We start from the raw sequence: 18997 nt of genomic DNA, 5'->3' as shown, positions 1-18997 counted from the left end.
ATCATCTCCTTTTTTTTCTCCTCAGGCGGGAGCGAAGTAACGCCCATCCTTCGTTTATTTCTGACACCTTGCAGACCAGGCCGGATACCGCGTATACCAGGGCGCCGCTGAAAACAGTCAGTCCCAGCACCAACCCGTTCCGGAGCCGCTCATCAGCCGCACCCCACTGCCCCAGCCTCAGCATATAAAACACCACAACAGCCATGACCGCTAAAGGAACAAGTACGCGAACATAGCAGGAAAAAAGGGATTTTATGCCAATCGGACCGATCTTGCGACGAAGGGCCAACACCAGGAAAAAGGCATTACAGCAGGTCGCCAGAGTCAACGCCAATGCCAGACCGGCGTGACCGTAAAACTGCATCAGCGCAACCCCCAGCAGAGCATTGATCACAAGTGTCCAGAATGAAATCACCACCGGTGTCCGGGTATCCTGCAAAGCATAGAAGGTCGGCGCGACAACGCGCGCCAGCCCCAGGAAAAACAGCCCCGGCGCATAGGCGATCAGTGCCAGAGAGGTCTGCTCGACAGCGGCATAATCAAAAGCGCCTCCCATGAAAAAAACGCTGTAGATCGGAGTTGCGCACAGCATAAGCCCGAGAGCCGCAGGGAGGGTCACCACCGTAATGAGCTTCAGAGCAAAGTCGAGTGACTGCTTGAGACCCTCAAGATCCTCGGCGGCGGCCTGGCGACTCATGGCGGGCAGAACGGCCTGAGCCAGTGAAACGACGAAGACCCCCTGGGGAAACTCGAACAGCCGCTGACCGTAATACAGGTAGGAAACGCTGCCCTGAGGAAGAAAGGATGCGAGCAGCCGGGTGATCACAACATTGATCTGATAGATAGCGACCCCGGCGATCCCCGGAACCATCAAAGCGGCAATACGACGCAGGGTCGGGTCGCGAAAGCTGAAATCAAGCCCGAGCCCATACCCTCTTCGCGCCAGAACCGGCCACTGCATCAACACCTGCAGAAAACCTCCCAATAGAACGCCGAGGGCCACCCCGACAATGGGAGGGTCGAACAATGGAGACAGCCAGGCCGCACCGGCAATCATCGCAAGATTTAAAAGGACAGGGGAAACAGCCGGAGTGAAATAATGATCGTTGACATTGAGAATCCCCGAGGCAAGGGCCAGTAAACCGGCGAACAGGATATACGGGAACATAATCCGGTTCAGCAAATCGGTCAGAAGAAGCTTGCCTGCAGTATCACCGAAACCATGACCGATCAGGCCAACAACCCAGGGGGAAGCGAGAATCCCAAGCAGGGTCACCAGCAGCAGCACCGTCCCCAGGGCGGTAAAGCAGATGCGTGCGACGCGCCGGGCTTCATCCACCCCCTGGTTGTGCAGAACGGCTGAAAAAGTGGGGACAAAGGCAGCCGTCATCGAACCTTCGGCGAAAAAGCGACGCAGAAGATTGGGCAGAGTAAACGCCATAAAAAAGGCGTCCGTGGCGAAACCTGCCCCGAAAATTCGGCCGACAACCATATCGCGCACCAGACCGGTAATGCGGCTGAGCAGGGTGGCTCCACCCAGGACTCCGGTGGCGCGGCTGATGGTTTTTTTCTCCGACATGAGCAAAATCCGGGATTATTTATTTTTAATCCCCTTCAAACAGGGGAAATCGTCACGCATTTTCAGTTAGTTACAATTTAGATTAAATTTTTTCTAACTTGACGAGTCGGAATGTTTAATGTTAAAAGATTGCTTCATCAACTCAAAAACAACTTTTACTGCAACATGGAGGATAAAAACTTTGGCCAATCACAAATCTGCCCTGAAGAGAATCCGTCAATCGGAAAAACGCACTGCCCGCAACCGCCACATCCGCTCGACCATGCGTAACCTGGTCAAGCAGGTGCGCGAAGCTGCCGGCAAAAAGGACGGCGAAACTGCAAAAAATGCTCTTGACCGGGCCGTGCCTTTTATCAATAAGGCCGCCAGCAAGGGGGTTATTCACAAAGCGACGGCCAGCCGCAAAATTTCCCGTCTGACCAAACTGGTGAACGAACTCGCCTGAATCTAGTTCGCTCTTGCTTAATTCCATGCCCTCCCCTGCGGGAGGGCTTTTTTTATTCTCCATTCCCTCCAGACCTGACCGCAAGACTCATCAGCAGCTGTTCCATAATTGCAAAGGGATGCGCTCCACTGGACTTCAAGGCCAGATCTGTTTCCTGGAAGTGAACAAACGCCTGACGATATTCCGAACGGCTGAACTGTTTGCCCTGGCCGATCAATCCTTCCACAAAATATGGATTGATCTTCAGCCTGGAAGCCATTTCCCGACGCGAAACGCCGAGGCGCTCCATTTCAGCCGCCTGCCAGATCATGCGAAAATGCCGGACGATCATCGCAAGAATTCTCAGTGGAGGCTCTCCATCCTGGATCATTCGATCGAGAATCCTGAGAGCTTCAGGTGGACGTCGTCTGCCGATGGCGTTCACCAGGGCGAAAATATTCTCATTGCGCGTGTCGGTCACAACCTGTTGGACGTCGTCAACGTCAATCAGGGGTTTGTCCCCGGCATAGGTACATAATTTGTTGAGTTCAGCCTGAATCTCCCCCAGTGAGCCATCCACCCTGCGGCAGAAAAGAGCCAGAGCCTCCTCGGTGAAATTCTTATCGACTGATCTTGCGTGGCTTTTAACGAAACTGGCGACCTGCTCGCCACGCAGTTTTTTAAATTCTACAAGGGATCCCCGTTTCTTGAATTCTTTAAAGAAAGCCAGGCGCCCGTCGATTTTTTCGCCATGGAAGAGAAGAATGGTTTCCGGCAGGGGGTCTCGCAGATAGGGGATGAAACGGGAGAGAGAGTCTGCATCGAGTTGCCCGGCGTCTTTAACCGACACAACTCGCCGCGGTGCAAAAACGGGAAAAGTCCGACAGCTGTCAAGAACCTCTTCGGGCTTTAAATCGCGGCCGTTGAAGACCTGCAGATTGAAGTCGCGCCCTTCAGGCGGAACAGCCTGGGCAACAATGCGCTGCCAGGCCTGGTCGACCAGAAAAGGTTCGTCACCGTAGAGATAAATGAGCGGTGGAATCCGACCGGACTCCACCGCCTTGTTCAATTCCGCAGGGGTCATGCGCCTCCCCTCTGCTGCCGTTTAGAAATTCTGCTGCATTCGGTAATAGAGGTTCTGGGCCAGACGTTCAGCGATCATCCTGATCGCCGCAGCCTCATTCTCCTCCTGCACACTCTTGTCAGCGTCAATGGGATAGTGCTGAGACCAGGAAAGCCCCCCCTTCCACAGCACGCGCCCATCGTCAAAGGACCTGAGGGTCGCTTCAATCGCTACGGTTGCGCGAAACTGCCCGATGCGATCATCCTGATCATAGGAAATGGCGCTGACCTGAAATCTCGTTACCGCACCTTCAAGTCGGGCATCGGCGTCGCTTTCCAGGGAGACGACATTTAAAGGGCGACGCCGTGAAAACTCCTCGATGACCTGATTCGTAACAATATCTTCGAGCAACGGCTCATAGGTGCGATTTTCGAAAAGCGACACCTGGATGGCGCGCACCCCATCAGGGAAACTACCTTGCCCCACAGTGTGATAGCCACAGCCTGCCAGCAGCAGGATCAGGTGAACCAAAAGAATCAGGCGTTTCATCTCAATTGGCCACTACGTTGACAAGCCGTCCGGGAATCACAATCACTTTTCGCACGGTCACTCCTTCAAGAAAGCGGCTCACATTGGGGCTTGAGAGGGCTGTTTCCCGCACCTGCGCCTCGTCTGCATCCGCCGCGACATTGACCTTGCCTCTGACCTTGCCGTTGACCTGAACAACGATGGTGACTTCATCCTGGACCAACGCCTCGGGGTCCCATGCCGGCCACCCCTGCTGCTCAACGGTCGTCTCGTTCCCGAGGCAGGCCCAGAGTTCCTCGCTGACATGCGGGACAAACGGCGCCAAAAGTCGCACGATGGTTTCCAGTGCTTCGCGCAATACCCAGGGATACTTCTGTTTCTCATCGAAACCATAGACCGCGTTGACCAGCTCCATCACCGCAGCGATAGCGGTGTTGAAATGGAAACGCCCGTCGATGTCCTCGGTGACCTTCTTGATGGTGCGATGAGTCACGCGGCGCAGATCGCGAGCCGCCCCTTCAACCGGTTCGGTCGCCACGGCCTGGCGCACCAGGTCAAGGTTGTCGTAAACAGCTCGCCAGACGCGATTGAGAAAACGGAAACATCCTTCGACGGCCTGATCGCTCCATTCCAGGTCTTTCTCCGGCGGCGCGGCAAAAAGAATGAACAAACGCGCGGTATCGGCCCCGTAGGTCGAAATGAGGGTGTCTGGATCGATGACGTTTTTCTTCGATTTGCTCATTTTCTCATTGCGGCCGGTCTTTGCTGCAGAGCCGCACTTGCAGCATTTGCCGTCCTGCACTTCTTCGGGATAAAGCCAACCGTGCTCGGGGCAGGAGAGCGTCTCCATACAGACCATGCCCTGGGTCAACAGGTTTTCGAAGGGCTCATCGAGACCGACAAATCCGAGGTCGCGCAGCACTTTGGTGAAAAAGCGCGCATAGAGCAGGTGCATAACCGCATGCTCGATGCCACCGATATACTGATCCACAGGCAGCCAGTAATCGACGGAATCTCGTTCGACAGGACCCTCGGCATATCCCGCACAGGCGTAACGCAGAAAATACCAGGAACTTTCAACGAAGGTATCGAAGGTATCCGTTTCGCGCCGCGCTTCGGCGCCGCAGTTGGGGCATTCTGTACGGTAAAAGTTCTCATGGCGGGCCAGAGGGCTTCCCCCCTCCCCGCTGAGTTCGACATCGGTCGGCAGAACCACCGGCAGCTGTTCGCGGGGAACGGGCACGGTGCCGCATTTTTCGCAGTAGATGACCGGAATCGGGGTTCCCCAGTAACGCTGGCGGGAAACGCCCCAGTCACGAAGGCGGTAGTTGACCGTCTTGCGTCCGATATTCTGCTGCTCAAGAAAATCAGCGATCTTTTCCTTGGCGCTTTCGTTGTCGACTCCGTTGAATTGATCTGAGTTGACAAGCTTTCCTTCGCCGGTCCAGGCCTCAGTCATCTTTTCAGGGGACAACTCCTGCCCCTCGGGCTGAATCACGACCACCATGGGAAGATCGTATTTGCGGGCGAACTCGAAATCACGCTGATCATGGGTCGGGACCGCCATAACCGCGCCGGTGCCGTAATCCATCAGAACAAAATTGGCAACGAATACAGGCATGCGTCGCCCGGTCAGCGGATTGATGCAATACCCTCCAGTGAAAACGCCTTCTTTCTCGTAATCGTCGGCGGTGCGCTGATTCTTGTCCTGCCGCCGCACCTTCTGGATAAAAGCCTCGACTTCTGCACGCCGGTCCCCGGTTGCCAACTCGAGAGCCAGGGGATTCTCAGGCGCAAGGCTCATGAAGGTAGCCCCGTAGAGGGTATCGGGACGGGTCGTGAACACCTCGATGGTGCGCTGCCCGTTTTCGATGGGGAATTCAATGGCGCAACCGGTACTGCGGCCGATCCAGTTGCGCTGCATGGTCAGAACGCGCTCCGGCCATCCCGGCATCTCTTCGGTGCATTCAAGAAGTTCTTGGGCGTATTCGGTAATCTTGAAGAACCACTGCTCCAGATCCTTCTGAACAACCTCGTTGTTGCAGCGCCAGCAGCAGCCGTCGTCGACCTGTTCATTGGCCAGCACGGTCTGGCAATCCGGACACCAGTTGACGGAGGAAGTCTTTTTGTAAACCAGCCCCCGCTCCAGCATTTCAAGGAAAATCAGCTGTTCCCACTTGTAATAATCGACATCACAGGTCGCGAACTCCCGGTTCCAGTCATAGGCCAGCCCCATTTTCTTGAGCTGGGAGCGCATGTTGTCGATATTCTTATACGTCCATTCGGCCGGGTGCGTGCCGTGCTGGATAGCGGCGTTCTCCGCCGGCATGCCGAAGGCGTCCCACCCCATGGGGTGCAGAACATTGAACCCCTGCATCCGTTTGAAGCGGGCCACAACATCCCCGATGGAATAATTGCGCACGTGGCCCATGTGAATCCGTCCCGACGGATAGGGAAACATTTCAAGCACGTAATATTTGGGCTTGTCCCGGTCGACTTGTACGGCAAAGGTATCGTTGTCGCACCAGTTCTGCTGCCACTTTTTTTCGATTGTTTCAGGGGTGTAACGTTCTTGCATGAGACCTCACTTCCGCCGTGCAATGGGCAGGAGCCAGAAACAGCAATACCGGCCGGGGCCGGTACTCTTGAAATTGGTTGTCATGAGAAAAAGAGATCTGTCCGGCAAGAGCACATTCGGCTTATGCCGCCCTTCACTGTCCGCTGCATGCAGACAGAGAGCGATCCCCCATAGAAAATACCGCAAAAGGCGTATTCTGATGGAACTGTCGCGACTCTATTTCTCGCGATAAGTGATGCGCCCGCGCGTCAGATCGTACGGGGAGAGTTCCACCGTCACCCGATCGCCAGGCAGAATACGGATGTAGTATTTTCTCATCTTGCCTGAGATGTGTGCCAGCACAACGTGTCCGTTATCCAATTCGACCTTGAACATGGCATTAGGCAAGGGTTCAATCACTTTTCCTTCAACTTCGATGGCTTCTTCTTTCGCCAAAAGAACCTCCCTGATTAATGGCGTCGCAAAAACACACCAACGACTGCGTTGCCGCAATTGCTCTCGCTGCTTTGACGTACATCAGTACGCCTCACTGCCTGACAATCGCGCGCATTGCATTTGTCGATTTTTGCTTAGCCATTCATATTGATGCTTTGATGAAGCGCAAAAGCGCTGGTGATGCGAAATCCGCACTATTAAACATAAGTGGGGGACCGATTGTCAAGTTTGCAATGATTCAAACGGGATAAAACCAGCGGGGATGGAAATTCATACGACCTGAATACCGCAATGGTAGAGGATGGAATAAGCAATATCGGGCAAGGGGCAGACCGTGTCGATGCTTCCTGTGGCAATAGCTTCCTTGGGCATCCCAAAGACCACGCAGGAGGACTCGTGTTCAGCGATGGCATGCCCCCCCCGTTCCTTGATGAGGGTCGTGCCTCTTGCGCCATCGTTCCCCATTCCGGTCAAAACGACAGCCAGATTTTTCACGGAAGAAATACGCGCGGCTGATTCGAACATGATATCGATGGAAGGCACAAAGCGCTGATTCTCTTCGGGATCGGTTATGTGAGCGATCAATTCCGCCCCTCTTTTGCGGAACTGCAGATTTTTGCCCCCCGGGGCAATCAGTGCCCGTCCGGGGACAAAGCGATCACCCGTTTGAGCTTCGATAACCTCCAGATCACAGAATTTATTCAATCGTTCGGCAAACGCACGTGTGAAACCAGAAGGCATGTGCTGCGAAACAGCGAACATCAGGGGATAGTCGCGCTTCATGGCCATCAGAATCGACTGAACCGCCGGCGGGCCGCCGGTAGAAGCCCCGATCAGAACAAGATGGGAAGCCTCGACCGTCTTTTTTGCCGTTTCTTTTCTGACAGGAACACAATCCGCATTCGGGGTGACGACGCGACGCATGACTTTGCGCATATCGGCACGACCACACTGCAGCACCTTGCGAATCAGGTCGTCACGTATCCGGAGAAGCTGGTTGTCACTTCGTGAACTGGGCTTGCCGATAAAATCCAGGGCGCCGAGTTCCAGCGCCTTGAAGACATTTTCATCCTCAGTACGGGAAGAGATGACAATAACCGGCGTCGGGCGCTGGTGCATGAGAATGCGCAGGAACGTAAAGCCGTCCATGCGCGGCATCTCCAGATCGAGAGTAATCAGATCCGGGTGCAGGTCGGCCAGTTTACGCAGCCCGTCCTCACCGTTTATGGCGTAACCGACAACGGACACGCCGGGAATGTCGTCGAGGATTTTGCTGATCGTGCGACGATTGTAGGCCGAATCATCGATCACCAGAACACGAATGGGCTTTACGGTCATAACTCGCCCCCCGTCCCGGTCCCGGCGACCGCCGCCGGCCGCTGGTAAACCATGTCGTGGGTGAAGGGACGCAGGGAGAAGCGGCTGGTGATATTCATCAGGGATTCGCTGTGCCCCAGCAGCAGAAAACCTTCTGGGCGCAGCCGGTTGTAAAAGCTGTCGATCACTTTCTTCTTGGCATCCAGGTCGAAATAGATAATGACATTACGACAGAACACGGCATCCATCTGTCCCAAAAGAGAAATACGACTCTGATCGAACAGGTTGAGATGGCTGATTCCGACCAGCTTGCGTACTTCGTCGCGAATACGGTATTTGCCCTCGTTTTCCTCGAAATAACGCTGGATATACTTCGCATCCGTTGCTCGGAACGATGAGGCTCCGTAAATCCCCTTCCGGGCGACCTGCAGTACCCTGTGGCTGATGTCGGTGCCGATGATGTCGATATCCCATCCCCGCAGTTCAGGTTTTTCCAGCAGCATTATGGCCAGGGTATAGGGTTCTTCTCCCGTCGAGCACCCTGCGCTCCACAGCCGCAGCTTGCGGGAGCCCTCTTTTTCACGCCGGGCGATCAGTTCGGGGATGATCTCCTGAGAGAAGGTTCTAAGCTGACTTTCTTCGCGGAAAAAGTAGGTTTCGTTGGTGGTCAGCAGGTCAATCGCCTGGGCCAGTTCGGTGTCGCGGGTTTTGCCGTAACGCAGTAGATAATAATAGTCCTTGAAGTTCTTGAACTTGTGGTGTCTGACCTGCTTGCTCAGCCGTTTCTCGAGAAGATACTTGTTGTCTTCAGAGAAATGCAGGCCGCAGTGTTGATAAATGAGGTCTCGCAAAAGACGAAATTCCTCATTGGTCATAGGGATGTCAGGCGTAAAATTGAACATTGACGAATCAATTCTCCGCGGCCGCAGGCCGTGTCAGAAGTTCTGAAATCCTACGTTGAACCAGGTCATCGCCCTCTACCTGCAAGCGCCGCTCGAGAATAGCTCTAAACGGAGAGACGCCGCGGTTGTCGAGCAATCCCAAGGCTGCCAGGCGAACATCCCAGCGCTTATGGTCGATCATGTCGGAAAGAATTTTCTCAACCCAGGGGCCGTCCTGCCTTCCGGCTAGCGCCTGAAGGGCTGCCTTGACCACTTCTTCGTCAGGATGGGAGAGGGCTTTTTCCAAAGCTTCATCGACCTCCGGGCCACCGATTGCGCCCAGGGTTTCCAGGGCAGCGATCGCGACCAGGCCGACAGAGTCTTCCAGCGCCTGGCAAATCAGCGTCAAAGCTCTCTCACTGTTTATCTTCCCAAGGGAACGCACCGCATTGGCCCGCACCCAGAGATCCTCGTCAGCTAAAGCCGGGGCCAGTGTCTCAACCATGGATTCTGAACCCCACTCCCCGAGGTTTCTGGCCGCCAAAGTACGGACCTCAGCATCCTCATCCGTCAGCGCCAGTTTCATAAGGGTATCGCGTTCTTCTCCAGGCAATGAATCAAGGGTGCCAAGTGCAGCCTGGCGTACCCGGGCGGATTCGTCTTTAAAGGCAAGAGAAATGCGCGCATGACAATCAGGGCCGCCAAGTCGTCCAAGAATCTGGACTGCGCCGGCTCGAATGGCATCACGACTGTCGTCGGTCAAGGCTGCAACGGCTTGAAAAACCTGTTCGGGAAAGCGCTCGCCAATTTTGCCCAGCGCGTCGACAATCACCTCCATAAGGTCGGGAGAAGAAACCCGCAGCGCGTCAATAAGGGAGCTGATACACTCCGGTCCGCCAATAGCGGCCAGCGAACGGGCGGTCACCATGCGCATCTGCTCTTCGTCGTGAGTCAGGCCGCCGATGATGCGATCCGCGACCGCAGCACACTGGCCGGTGCCGGCAAGATAGACGAGATAGATATCCTGGTCAGGGTCGCGTCCCAGGTTGCGTGAGACCATGTCGCACAGCACATCTTCACCGAAATTGTCCAACGCCTGAAGAGCTGTCTGAGCGCAAGCCTCGTCCGCGACAAGAGGCAGTAAACGCTCAGCAACCGAGCCATCCCCGATCAGACCCAGCACCTCAATAGCCGCCATCCGCACCCCCTGGTCGCGATTTTCCAGCAAATCGACCAGCGGGCGTGCAACACCACGGTCGCCCAGAGCATTCAGGGCTGCAGCGACCTCATCAGGATAATTTTCTCTGAGATTAGCCAGACCGACAACCGCAGCCTCACGGGTCTTGCGGGGGGCATCATTGAGACCTTCAATCAGCAGATCTATGGCGTCGAGGTCCCCGACTCTTCCCAGGCAGTCAAACAGAGCCTTGCGGAGCAGGGGATCATTCCTGAAAGGCACGAGAGGACCCACCGGGATACGCTCGCCAATGGAACACAGCGCTTCGAGGATGGTAAAACGCCACCCGAAATCATCCTCACTCATGGCGTCAAGCAGCGCCGGAACGGCGTCCCGCGCCTTGATCTTACCAAGATTTTCAACCGCTGCGGTGCGCACGTTGGCATCGGCATCCTGAAGGGCATGAATCAGTGACCCAATACAGGTTTCATCGCCGATCTCACCCATGATATCGACCACGAACTTGCGCACATCCTGATCATCGCTGGCCATTTCCTCTTTCAACGCAGGAACGGCGCTGGATCCGAGGCGCACAAGAATTTCCATGGCCGCATTGCGCAGCCCGGCGTTGTCGTCGGAGTGCAGCAGCGAAACGATTTCCCGGGGATCTCTGTTAGGCGCAAAGACGGTGAGATAACACTCGACCGCCTCCTTGCGCACGCGCCAGCCGCTGTCGCCAAGCAATGGGGCCATCAACCCGGGATCAATATCGAGATTATGTTCAACGATCTGCCGCAAGGCTTCAATGCGTTCCTCTTCGCGTGAAGAACGCAGCATCGGTTCCACATTTTCAATCATGACAGTCATCCATTGCGGATTATTTCACAACAGGTCCAGAATTCAGGAAGAAGAGCCGGTCTGCCGGATACGTTCAATGTCGATTTTTTCATCCGAACTCAATATACGTTCGAGATCAAGAATCATCGTCAACTCACCGCGTACACGGCACACCCCGATAAAAAAGGCGGCTTCGCGACCTTTGAGAAATTGCGGCGCCGGCTGAATTTCGCGGCGGGTGAAATTGCGAACCTCGATCACTTCATCCACCACCAGACCGATGATCTTGCCGCTGAGGGAGCAGATAATCACCCGTGCACGGCGGTTGCCTTCATCGATCTTCTGTCCGAAACGGCGCCGTAGATCAACAATGGGAATCACAGCGCCGCGAAGATTGATCACCCCCTCGATAAAGGGGGGGGCTTTGGGCACGGGAGTGAGCTTTTGCGGCTTGATGATTTCGCGGATTTTCATAATGTCGAGGCCGTAGAGTTCCTCCCCGACACGGAAGCATGCCAACTGGATTTCGTTACGCCCCGCTTCTTTCGCGACGGCCTTGGAATCGCTCTGCATGGCGGAAAAGTTCATTTGGCCAGGTACCTCTGAATGGTCTCGATCACCATGGCGGACTTGAAGGGTTTGGTGATGTAGCAGTCACAACCGACCTCACGGCCCTTGTCCATGTCCTCGCGTGTTTTCTTGGCAGTGAGCATGACCACTGGGATATGACGGGTTGCGGCATTCTGCTTGATATGCCGACAGACCTCGAAGCCGTCAATCTCGGGCAGCATGATGTCAAGCAGGACCAGGTCGGGGCGATCCTCTTCAATGGCTTCGAGGGCTTTTCGCCCATTGGTCACGCCGCGCACTTCGAACCCCTTGCTGGTCAACAATATGCTTTCGAGCTTGAGAAGGCTTTCCTCATCCTCGACGATCAGTATCTTCTTCTTGGCCACAAGATGCTCCTTTCCTTACCCGCCGAAATATTCAGCGGCAAGAATGCCTCCCAAATTCAACAAAATAAGAAAATGACCCTGATATCGCCCTACTCCTGCAACCAACTCCACATCGAGATCAGGCATCAAAGACGGCGGTGGTTCGATGTTGCGCTCGGTCAGACGCACAACCTGTGAAATATTGTCAACCAGCAGGCCGGCAATCCGGTCTCCCACCTGGCAGACGACAACCCGGTTGGACGGATCTTCCTCGACCTGTCCAAGATTGAGGCGTTGTTTGAGATCAAAAACCGGCAGGATCACACCGCGCAGGCTCATAATGCCGAGAATGAATCCGGGCACCCGCGGGATCGGTGAAATGGAGCGCGGCTTGATGATCTCCACCACGCCCTCAATGTCCAGCGCATATTCTTCTTTTCCAAGTGAAAAGGTCAGCCATTCGCGACGCGTCTCACTGCTCTGGTCAACTCCGGCGCCGAGACCCTTGAAGTAGACTTCCTCCGTGGCGAGGCGCGGATCGTTAATTTGAGCAAACAGTCGTTCCAGAGGGTCTGTCTCAGTTGTCACCTCAGCTGCTGACTCCCGGGTGGCGGACTCAACCGTCTGAAAATGGGAACCGCGGGATTCAGACCGAACCGCTGGGACGCCCTGCACGGCGTTGCCGGAATCCTTTTCCTGAAGATCCGCCTCCCCTGACACAGGAGAGATGCGTTCAGCAGGGGCATCGTCCTTTACGGCGGAAGGCTGTTCGCCTTTATCCTTCTGCGCTTTTTTTCGAATGTCTGCAAGATCGATCATGAAGCCATCGCCTTATGTCTTTTCAGATTCAAATCCATCCACCGATCAACATATTGCGGAGTTATTCAAAAAGAGCAAGCTCTTCCATGACAGCCTCTGCGATATCCGCATCGATAGTTCTGCTTTCGCGACCAAAGCCCTCAATCAGACACAGAGATGCGGCATGATTGATCTTGCGCGGAATGCCCTGCGAATACGCGAAAATGCGATCGACCGCCTCAGGCTGGAAAAGCCCTCTCGACCCACCGGCTGTTTCGAGGCGGAAATCAAGATAGGCGTCGACATCTTCGCGCTCAAGACCTTTGAGATCATACTGCATGCCGATTCGCTGCCTCAGCGGTTCATAGACCGGGTGTGCCAGGCGCCGTCGAAGTTCGGGCTGCCCCATGAGAATCACACTCAAGAGATTTCGATCATCGAGCTGGAAATTGGTCAACAACCGGATCTCGTCAAATGTCTCCCGGTAGGGGATGAGTTGCGCTTCATCGATAATCAGGACCGGGCAGATCTGCTGCTGATAAAGCCGATAGAGCTTTTCGCCGATCTGCTCCAGAAGATCGGTCTTGTAATCTGAAGGCGCATCAATGCCGAGGTGCCGCGCCAGCGCCCGTAAAAATTCCAGGGGGCTCAGACGGGGATTGATCAGCAGAATTATTTTAAAAGAGCTGTCCAGCTGATCCATCAAGGCTCGCGACAGGGTGGTCTTGCCGCACCCGATCCCTCCTGTCAGCAGTGCGGGGTCTCGCTCTTCCACCGCGAAAAGAAGTCGGGCCAGCGCCTCCCGGTGAGCGCGCCCCAGGTACAGGAAGCGCGGATCAGGGGTTTTGCTGAACGGTTTTTCACGAAGCCCGTAAAACCGCTCATACATGAGATGTCAAATCTCCCCGCAACGATTCACTCATCAGGCCGCCGACATCAAGCACCAGAATGGTTTTGCGGTTCCCCATCTCAGCTGCGCCGGCAAACCCCTTGACGAATGAGAGAATATTGCCGAGAGGCTTGATAACGACATCCTGCTGCCCAAGAAGCTCATCGACAACCAGTCCCAACCGTTTTTCGGCCATCCCCACGACAACGACAAAGAAATTGTCAGGGTTCGCTTCCCTGGAAGAGGAGAAGTTAAACAGACGGCTCAACCGTACAAGCGGCAGCGTGCTCTGCCTCAGTTCCATCACTTCCCGGCCCTCGATGGTCCGCAGGCTGGCCGGCTCAACCATCAGTGTTTCCATGACGGAGGTGATGGGAATAGCAAATTCGTTGTCAAGTACCCGGATGATCAGAGCCTTGATAATGGCAAGAGTAATAGGCAGGGTGATGGTGAGCGTGGTTCCCTCGCCAACCCGGCTGTCGATGTCGATCATGCCGGAGAGTGCAGAGATATTGCTCTTGACCACGTCCATGCCGACTCCACGCCCGGAAATTTCGCTGACCTTGTCGGCGGTGGAGAAACCGGGTATGAAAAGCAGATCGTAGACCTCTTCGCGACTCAACTCGGTTCTTTCGTCGATCAATCCACGTTCAAGAGCCTTGCGGCGAATTTTTTCCGGATCGATGCCGCGGCCGTCGTCCCGGATTTCAATCACGACATGATTGCCTTTCTGGGCGGCGGACAGGCGCAGCGTACCGGTCTCAGGCTTTCCGGCGGCAACCCGTTCCTCGGGTGTTTCAATACCATGATCGACGGAATTGCGGATAATGTGAACCAGGGGATCGGAAAGATCTTCGATAATCAACTTGTCGAGTTCGGTGTCTGCACCGCGAATCTGGAGATCGATCTTTTTGGACATGTCATGAGCCGCTTTGCGGACCACGCGTGCGGTTTTGTCGAACAACTGGCGCACGGGCACCATCCGGACTTCCATAACGCCCTTCTGAAGTTCGGAAAGACGCCGCTCCAGAACACGCGTCGCCTTGTTCAGATCACTTCCGAGACCGTGACCTTCGATACGCAGAGTTTCGGCAATCTCGGTGATGGTCCCCTTGGCAATGACCAGTTCACCGACGATGTTCATCAGCACGTCAAGTTTGTCGATATCAACGCGCACCATGCGGCTGATGGAGCGCATGCCTGCACCACCGGCATCTTCGCTCCTTTCCCCTCTGGCAACGGTCTCCTGTTGGGCCTCAGCCTCCGATTGTTCTTTTTTCGGGGTTGCCTCAGGCACCTTATCCTGGGTTGCCGATGATTTTCGCCCCACCGCTTCAACGGCAGCATTTTTACCATCAAGGAGCGTTTTCACATCCTTTTCAGCAAGAGGGGTGCCCACCAGAATCTGAAATGCAATGCCGTCCTCGATTTCACAATCCGGACTGGGCAGGGTGCTGACAATTTCACCGTCTTCCTTCAATGCATCGGTGATAGCGGCCAGGTCGGTGTCGAAACTGGTCAGGGCAAAGCTTGCGTGCACCCTGAAAAGGTTGCGCCCCTTCTTGATGTTTTCAAGCAGGCGATGTTCTTCGTACTCGGTCAGAACGTCGAGAATGGAGCGATCGATTTCAAGTCCGGCAAAGGGATCTTTCTCAGAAGCTCCCCCTTCCCCCTTGACAAGAGCATCGAGACGGTTGACCAGGCCAGAGACGTCGAGAGTGAACTGCTCATCCTCCCCCTTGCCGTAAACCAGCTTACCCAGGGTTTCGAACGCATCGAAAAGAGTTTCGATCAGCAGTTCATCGAAAGGGATTTTACCCAGGCGAAGGTGGTCCAGGGCGTTTTCCATCTGGTGGGAGAGCTCGGCGATATCTGAAAAACCGAACATGCCGGAGAGCCCTTTAAGTGAGTGCGCGCCACGGAAAATGCTGTTCAGCAGATCAGGGTTGGCATCACCGCTGTCGGCGGATTGGCTCAGTTCCATCAAATCCGCATTGAGGTTCTCGAGTATCTCCTCGGCTTCGCCGAGAAACTCCTTGATGGCCTGGGATGATTTATCCGCCAAGACAACGCCTCCTAGGAAAGAAACTTCTCAATCAGTTCCTGTAATTCGGCGGGATCGAAAGGCTTGACCAGATAGGCATCGGCGCCGAGCCCCATCCCTTTCTTGCGGTCGCGTTCGCTCCCTTCGGTACTGACGATAATCAGTGGGATGGCGCGGTACTGATCGTTGTTTTTCACAAAACTGACCAGTTCAAGCCCGTTGATGTCAGGCATGTTGATATCGGTGATGACCAGATCGAACTTCTCACGGGGCAGAAGCCGCAGCGCTTCGAAACCGTTGGGCGCTTCAAAAATATCGAAATCACCCAGGGCTTCAATGGTCGCGCAGATCATGGCACGCATCGTAGAAGAGTCTTCAGTTACAAGAATTTTTTTCGACACCCTCGCTATGCTCCTTGTCAAACGGCTTGACACCTGTGCAACTCTTTTTGCAACAATTCCTTTTCCAGGGCCAGACCAGCCAGCAGCAGAAAAATCTCCAACGGTTCGACACCCACGATGGGGCTGTTATCGGGGCAGTTGTCACCGTAAAGCAGATATGCCACCTGGTCAAAGCACTTGACCTGCCCGAGGAATATCTCTTCAGGGAGTCGCCCCCCCAATCGGGCAAAAAAGTCTATCTCCTCGGCCGAGTCCCCTGGCGCAATGATACAGGGGGCGGGCTGCGCAAGGATCCGGGAGAAAACCGAGTCGCCGGCAAGGGAGATGACCGTCTCCCGTATCATTGCATCGGCATCGCCGCAAAACGGCTCCAGCCCGAACTGCCCGATGCCCACAAGTTCGCCGGGCCTGCAGCGCAGAATTACGGCACGGCTGAAAGTTTCCCCGGCCAACTGCAGGGCAGGCAGCACAATGCTCCCCGGCGTCAGAGGAGAACTGATTTCTTCGACCAACGTCCGTATTTTGACGCTGAGGTCAGTTGCCGATCCGGTCTCACTCTGCGAGAGAAGATCGACCCCTTCTTCATGACTGAGGTCACGGCCGATATCGAAAAACATCGCGTTTTCCTCTTCGGCCGAAGTTTCAACAATCCCAACCAGTTTATCAACAAATTCGCGGACTGCCAGCGACTCGGAGCCTTCGGCAAACGAATTCCGCGAAGGCTTGGATATAAGGTGCCCGATATCGAGCCCGGCGACCCGATTCTTTACCGATGCGTCGACACGATCGGACATCAGAACAATCCGCTGGCGCGGCCACTCTTTTTTGATGATCTTTGCCAGCTCGAGACCCCCGAAGATCCCCTCTCCATCAAGGGTCGCCATAATCAGATCGATGACAAAAGGTGGTGACTGCTGCGAAGGGCTCCAGTCCGCCAACGCGTCGAGGAAACTGCGGCTGTCGCCGAAAGCAGCAACGCTCACACCTTTTTGGCGCAGCAGAGAAGAGAGAAGATCACGAGTGGTGCAATCGTCGTCAACCAGAACCAAGCAGGTCTGGGCATCAATTCGGCCGCAAGGCGAAACCGGCTGCGCACTCTTGCGCGAAAAATAGACTTCATCGCCTTCATCCTTCAGCCGGGCACCTTCAAGGGCAAGCCATTGAGGGTTCAGCCCCTGCTCAAGCATGAACTGCAATGGATTGAAATTGGTGGCCGCAATTTCTTCCGGCTCACCCAGCTCAAACTCAAACGTCCCACGGTCCCATGTGAAAAAATCGTAGACGATCCGTTCTGTCTGCTCGCGAACCGTTTCTTCGATCTGATCCCGCGGAATCTTGAAATGCTCGCAAAGAATGGCTCCGATGCGCTTTTTGATACCGCTTTTGCGCTGAACCGCAAGTGCCCTCTCGAGCAACCTGTCAGTCACCAGGCCTTTTCGAATCAGAAGATCTCCGACATTGTCATAGTCGTTGTTGCTCCAGGCTTTGATCACCTGACCGTTGGAAAAATAGATTTTGCCTTCATCCTGCTTGTGCTGAAGCGACAGAACACCGGATTTGCGGCTCAGGCTGACGATCTGGAGGATGTCCCCAAGACCGAGATCTTCCAGATTTCCAACTAGACTCATAATCGGCGCCGTTCGCGGGTCAACACGCGATTTACCTTACAGTGATGAACAATGTTTAATATATAGAAGAAAATGTGGGCTGTAAAGGTTTTTTGCTTTTCGCTTTTCAATTTGCGTGTTCAATCGGAACTTTTATTGTCACGGAAAAAAAGGCGGATAGGAGTTCCCTCAAAACCGAAATGCTCCCTGATCTTGTTCAGAAGATATCGTTCGTATGAAAAATGAATTCCCTGCGATTTGGAAACAAAGACAATAAATGAGGGTGGTTTGGTTGAAACCTGGGTCATGTAAAAGATCTTGAGTCTTTTACCGCGGAATATGGGAGGCTGATGTGCTGCAACCGCAGCTTCAAGCACCTTGTTCAATTCGGAGGTCGAAACCCGGCGGCTGAACTGTTCGCTCACCTTGCAGACCTCATCCATGATACGTGCAACGCGCTGCCCGGTAAGTGCCGACACGAACTGGATCGGCGCATAGGACATGAACTTGAACCCCATGCGCACCTCTTCCACATAACGGCCAAGGGTCTGATTGTCTTTTTCAATGGCGTCCCATTTGTTCACCACCAGGATCACGGCGCGCCCTTTTTCATGGGCATACCCGGCGACGTTGAGATCCTGCTCGGTCACGCCCTCCACGGCATCGATCACCATCAGCACAACATCTGCACGATCAATGGCTTTAAGCGCGTGCACAACGCTGAATTTTTCAAGTTTCTGACTGACCCGGCCCTTGCGGCGGATACCAGCGGTATCAATCAGCAGGTAGGGCTTGCGGTTGTAAACAAAAAGCGTGTCGATACTGTCGCGCGTTGTCCCTGACTGTGGGTTGGCAACGACGCGCTCAAAGCCCAGCAGCCGGTTCACCAGGCTCGACTTGCCCACATTGGGGCGCCCGATGACGGCAATACGCGTCACTTCATCAACTTCGGCCCTGCCGGATCCGGATGGAAGCAGCTCAAGCACCGCTTCCATCAATGTGCTGATGCCACGGCCGTGTTCAGCGGAGACAGTCAGAAGTTCTTCCACTCCCAGGGAGTAGAATTCAAGAGACGCTTCCTCCTGCTTTTCGCCGTCGACCTTGTTCACCACGTAAAGAACCGGTTTGGGCTGGCGCCGCAGCAGCTCGGCGACTTCCATATCCGAGGGGGTCAGGCCCTCGCGACCGTCCATAAGGAAAATAATGAGATCGGCTTCCTCGATGGCCAGCTGCGACTGCTGGCGCATCTGCTGCAGCAGACTCTCCTTTGAATCGGGCTCAAAACCACCGGTGTCGACCAGCGTGAACGGTTTTTCATAGCGGGTCACTTCGGCATAGTTGCGGTCGCGGGTGACGCCGGGCACATCTTCGACGATGGCGCGGCGATGGCCGAAGATTCGATTGAACAGGGTTGATTTGCCGACGTTTGGACGGCCGACGATGGCGACAAGGGGCATCATGAGTGATCCTGCATTTCTCTTATTGATTTATTCGACATTCGACA

The 18997-nt window shown here is 54.8% G+C and carries 17 protein-coding genes; 1 reads left to right on the top strand and 16 read right to left on the bottom strand.

The features are described from left to right. Position 1: 1 nt before the first annotated feature. Entirely contained in the window at positions 2 to 1579 is a 1578-nt protein-coding gene (gene murJ / locus GSUB_RS07620) for a murein biosynthesis integral membrane protein MurJ (protein ID WP_040200056.1), read from the bottom strand. A 181-nt stretch (positions 1580 to 1760) separates the two neighbouring features. Here murJ and rpsT point away from each other — a divergent pair, with 181 nt between their 5' ends. Further along, positions 1761 to 2024 carry a 30S ribosomal protein S20 gene (gene rpsT, locus GSUB_RS07615; RefSeq protein ID WP_040200055.1) on the top strand — a complete coding sequence of 88 codons (264 nt, stop codon included), beginning with the start codon at positions 1761 to 1763 and terminating at the stop codon, positions 2022 to 2024. A 52-nt stretch (positions 2025 to 2076) separates the two neighbouring features. On the opposite strand, the gene holA is transcribed toward rpsT, so the two are convergent. The 15 genes from holA to der form a co-directional block, all read right to left on the bottom strand. Beyond that, positions 2077 to 3087 carry a DNA polymerase III subunit delta gene (gene holA, locus GSUB_RS07610; RefSeq protein WP_040200054.1) on the bottom strand — a complete coding sequence of 337 codons (1011 nt, stop codon included), beginning with the start codon at positions 3085 to 3087 and terminating at the stop codon, positions 2077 to 2079. Between the two features lie 21 nt (positions 3088 to 3108). Continuing rightward, entirely contained in the window at positions 3109 to 3615 is a 507-nt protein-coding gene (lptE, locus tag GSUB_RS07605) for an LPS assembly lipoprotein LptE (protein WP_040200053.1), read from the bottom strand. A gap of 1 nt (position 3616) precedes the next feature. Then, positions 3617 to 6172 (bottom strand): leucine--tRNA ligase, encoded by a 2556-nt coding sequence (gene leuS / locus GSUB_RS07600; protein ID WP_040200052.1) that lies wholly within the window; start codon positions 6170 to 6172, stop codon positions 3617 to 3619. 216 nt (positions 6173 to 6388) lie between these two features. Further along, positions 6389 to 6607, bottom strand: a complete 219-nt coding sequence (infA, locus tag GSUB_RS07595) for a translation initiation factor IF-1 (RefSeq protein ID WP_040200051.1) — start codon at positions 6605 to 6607, stop codon at positions 6389 to 6391. A 270-nt stretch (positions 6608 to 6877) separates the two neighbouring features. Beyond that, entirely contained in the window at positions 6878 to 7945 is a 1068-nt protein-coding gene (locus GSUB_RS07585) for a protein-glutamate methylesterase/protein-glutamine glutaminase (RefSeq protein WP_040200049.1), read from the bottom strand. After that, on the bottom strand, positions 7942 to 8826 hold the full coding sequence (locus GSUB_RS07580) for a CheR family methyltransferase (RefSeq protein ID WP_040200048.1): 885 nt from the start codon (positions 8824 to 8826) through the stop codon (positions 7942 to 7944). The genes GSUB_RS07585 and GSUB_RS07580 overlap by 4 nt, the downstream gene beginning before the upstream one ends. Positions 8827 to 8833: 7 nt before the next feature. After that, a complete protein-coding gene (locus GSUB_RS07575; protein WP_040200046.1) occupies positions 8834 to 10840 on the bottom strand; it encodes a HEAT repeat domain-containing protein in 2007 nt (668 codons plus the stop codon). A 42-nt stretch (positions 10841 to 10882) separates the two neighbouring features. Next, on the bottom strand, positions 10883 to 11407 hold the full coding sequence (locus GSUB_RS07570) for a chemotaxis protein CheW (RefSeq protein ID WP_235269922.1): 525 nt from the start codon (positions 11405 to 11407) through the stop codon (positions 10883 to 10885). Next, positions 11404 to 11775, bottom strand: coding sequence for a response regulator transcription factor (locus GSUB_RS07565; RefSeq protein WP_040200045.1), 372 nt, complete (start codon positions 11773 to 11775; stop codon positions 11404 to 11406). Before GSUB_RS07565 ends, GSUB_RS07570 begins: the two co-directional genes overlap by 4 nt. Positions 11776 to 11790: 15 nt before the next feature. Further along, entirely contained in the window at positions 11791 to 12573 is a 783-nt protein-coding gene (locus tag GSUB_RS18005) for a chemotaxis protein CheW (protein ID WP_052464740.1), read from the bottom strand. Between the two features lie 61 nt (positions 12574 to 12634). Continuing rightward, on the bottom strand, positions 12635 to 13441 hold the full coding sequence (locus GSUB_RS07555) for an ExeA family protein (protein WP_040200044.1): 807 nt from the start codon (positions 13439 to 13441) through the stop codon (positions 12635 to 12637). Then, the gene (locus GSUB_RS07550; RefSeq protein WP_040200042.1) at positions 13434 to 15506 is read right to left on the bottom strand and encodes a chemotaxis protein CheA; all 2073 of its coding nucleotides are present in this window, start codon (positions 15504 to 15506) and stop codon (positions 13434 to 13436) included. Before GSUB_RS07550 ends, GSUB_RS07555 begins: the two co-directional genes overlap by 8 nt. 11 nt (positions 15507 to 15517) lie before the next feature. Continuing rightward, complete coding sequence (locus tag GSUB_RS07545; RefSeq protein WP_040200041.1) at positions 15518 to 15886, bottom strand: response regulator; 369 nt, start codon at positions 15884 to 15886, stop codon at positions 15518 to 15520. A gap of 17 nt (positions 15887 to 15903) precedes the next feature. Then, on the bottom strand, positions 15904 to 17514 hold the full coding sequence (locus GSUB_RS18000; RefSeq protein ID WP_052464738.1) for a response regulator: 1611 nt from the start codon (positions 17512 to 17514) through the stop codon (positions 15904 to 15906). A gap of 119 nt (positions 17515 to 17633) precedes the next feature. Next, entirely contained in the window at positions 17634 to 18953 is a 1320-nt protein-coding gene (gene der, locus GSUB_RS07535; protein ID WP_040200039.1) for a ribosome biogenesis GTPase Der, read from the bottom strand. Positions 18954 to 18997 lie beyond the last annotated feature (44 nt).

The sequence above is a fragment of the Geoalkalibacter subterraneus genome, assembly GCF_000827125.1.
In the GTDB taxonomy this organism is placed as follows: domain Bacteria; phylum Desulfobacterota; class Desulfuromonadia; order Desulfuromonadales; family Geoalkalibacteraceae; genus Geoalkalibacter_A; species Geoalkalibacter_A subterraneus.
This window is presented reverse-complemented; position numbering and strand designations above follow the sequence as displayed.

Bases quoted from the DNA above. Each gene is read 5' to 3' on its own strand.
- lptE (WP_040200053.1), bottom strand. From the start codon at position 3,615: ATGAAACGCCTGATTCTTTTGGTTCACCTGATCCTGCTGCTGGCAGGC.
- holA (WP_040200054.1), bottom strand. From the start codon at position 3,087: ATGACCCCTGCGGAATTGAACAAGGCGGTGGAGTCCGGTCGGATTCCA.
- GSUB_RS07575 (WP_040200046.1), bottom strand. From the start codon at position 10,840: ATGATTGAAAATGTGGAACCGATGCTGCGTTCTTCACGCGAAGAGGAA.
- leuS (WP_040200052.1), bottom strand. From the start codon at position 6,172: ATGCAAGAACGTTACACCCCTGAAACAATCGAAAAAAAGTGGCAGCAG.
- GSUB_RS07570 (WP_235269922.1), bottom strand. From the start codon at position 11,407: ATGAACTTTTCCGCCATGCAGAGCGATTCCAAGGCCGTCGCGAAAGAA.
- GSUB_RS18005 (WP_052464740.1), bottom strand. From the start codon at position 12,573: ATGATCGATCTTGCAGACATTCGAAAAAAAGCGCAGAAGGATAAAGGC.
- murJ (WP_040200056.1), bottom strand. From the start codon at position 1,579: ATGTCGGAGAAAAAAACCATCAGCCGCGCCACCGGAGTCCTGGGTGGA.
- GSUB_RS18000 (WP_052464738.1), bottom strand. From the start codon at position 17,514: ATGAGTCTAGTTGGAAATCTGGAAGATCTCGGTCTTGGGGACATCCTC.
- GSUB_RS07555 (WP_040200044.1), bottom strand. From the start codon at position 13,441: ATGTATGAGCGGTTTTACGGGCTTCGTGAAAAACCGTTCAGCAAAACC.
- der (WP_040200039.1), bottom strand. From the start codon at position 18,953: ATGATGCCCCTTGTCGCCATCGTCGGCCGTCCAAACGTCGGCAAATCA.
- GSUB_RS07580 (WP_040200048.1), bottom strand. From the start codon at position 8,826: ATGTTCAATTTTACGCCTGACATCCCTATGACCAATGAGGAATTTCGT.
- GSUB_RS07585 (WP_040200049.1), bottom strand. From the start codon at position 7,945: ATGACCGTAAAGCCCATTCGTGTTCTGGTGATCGATGATTCGGCCTAC.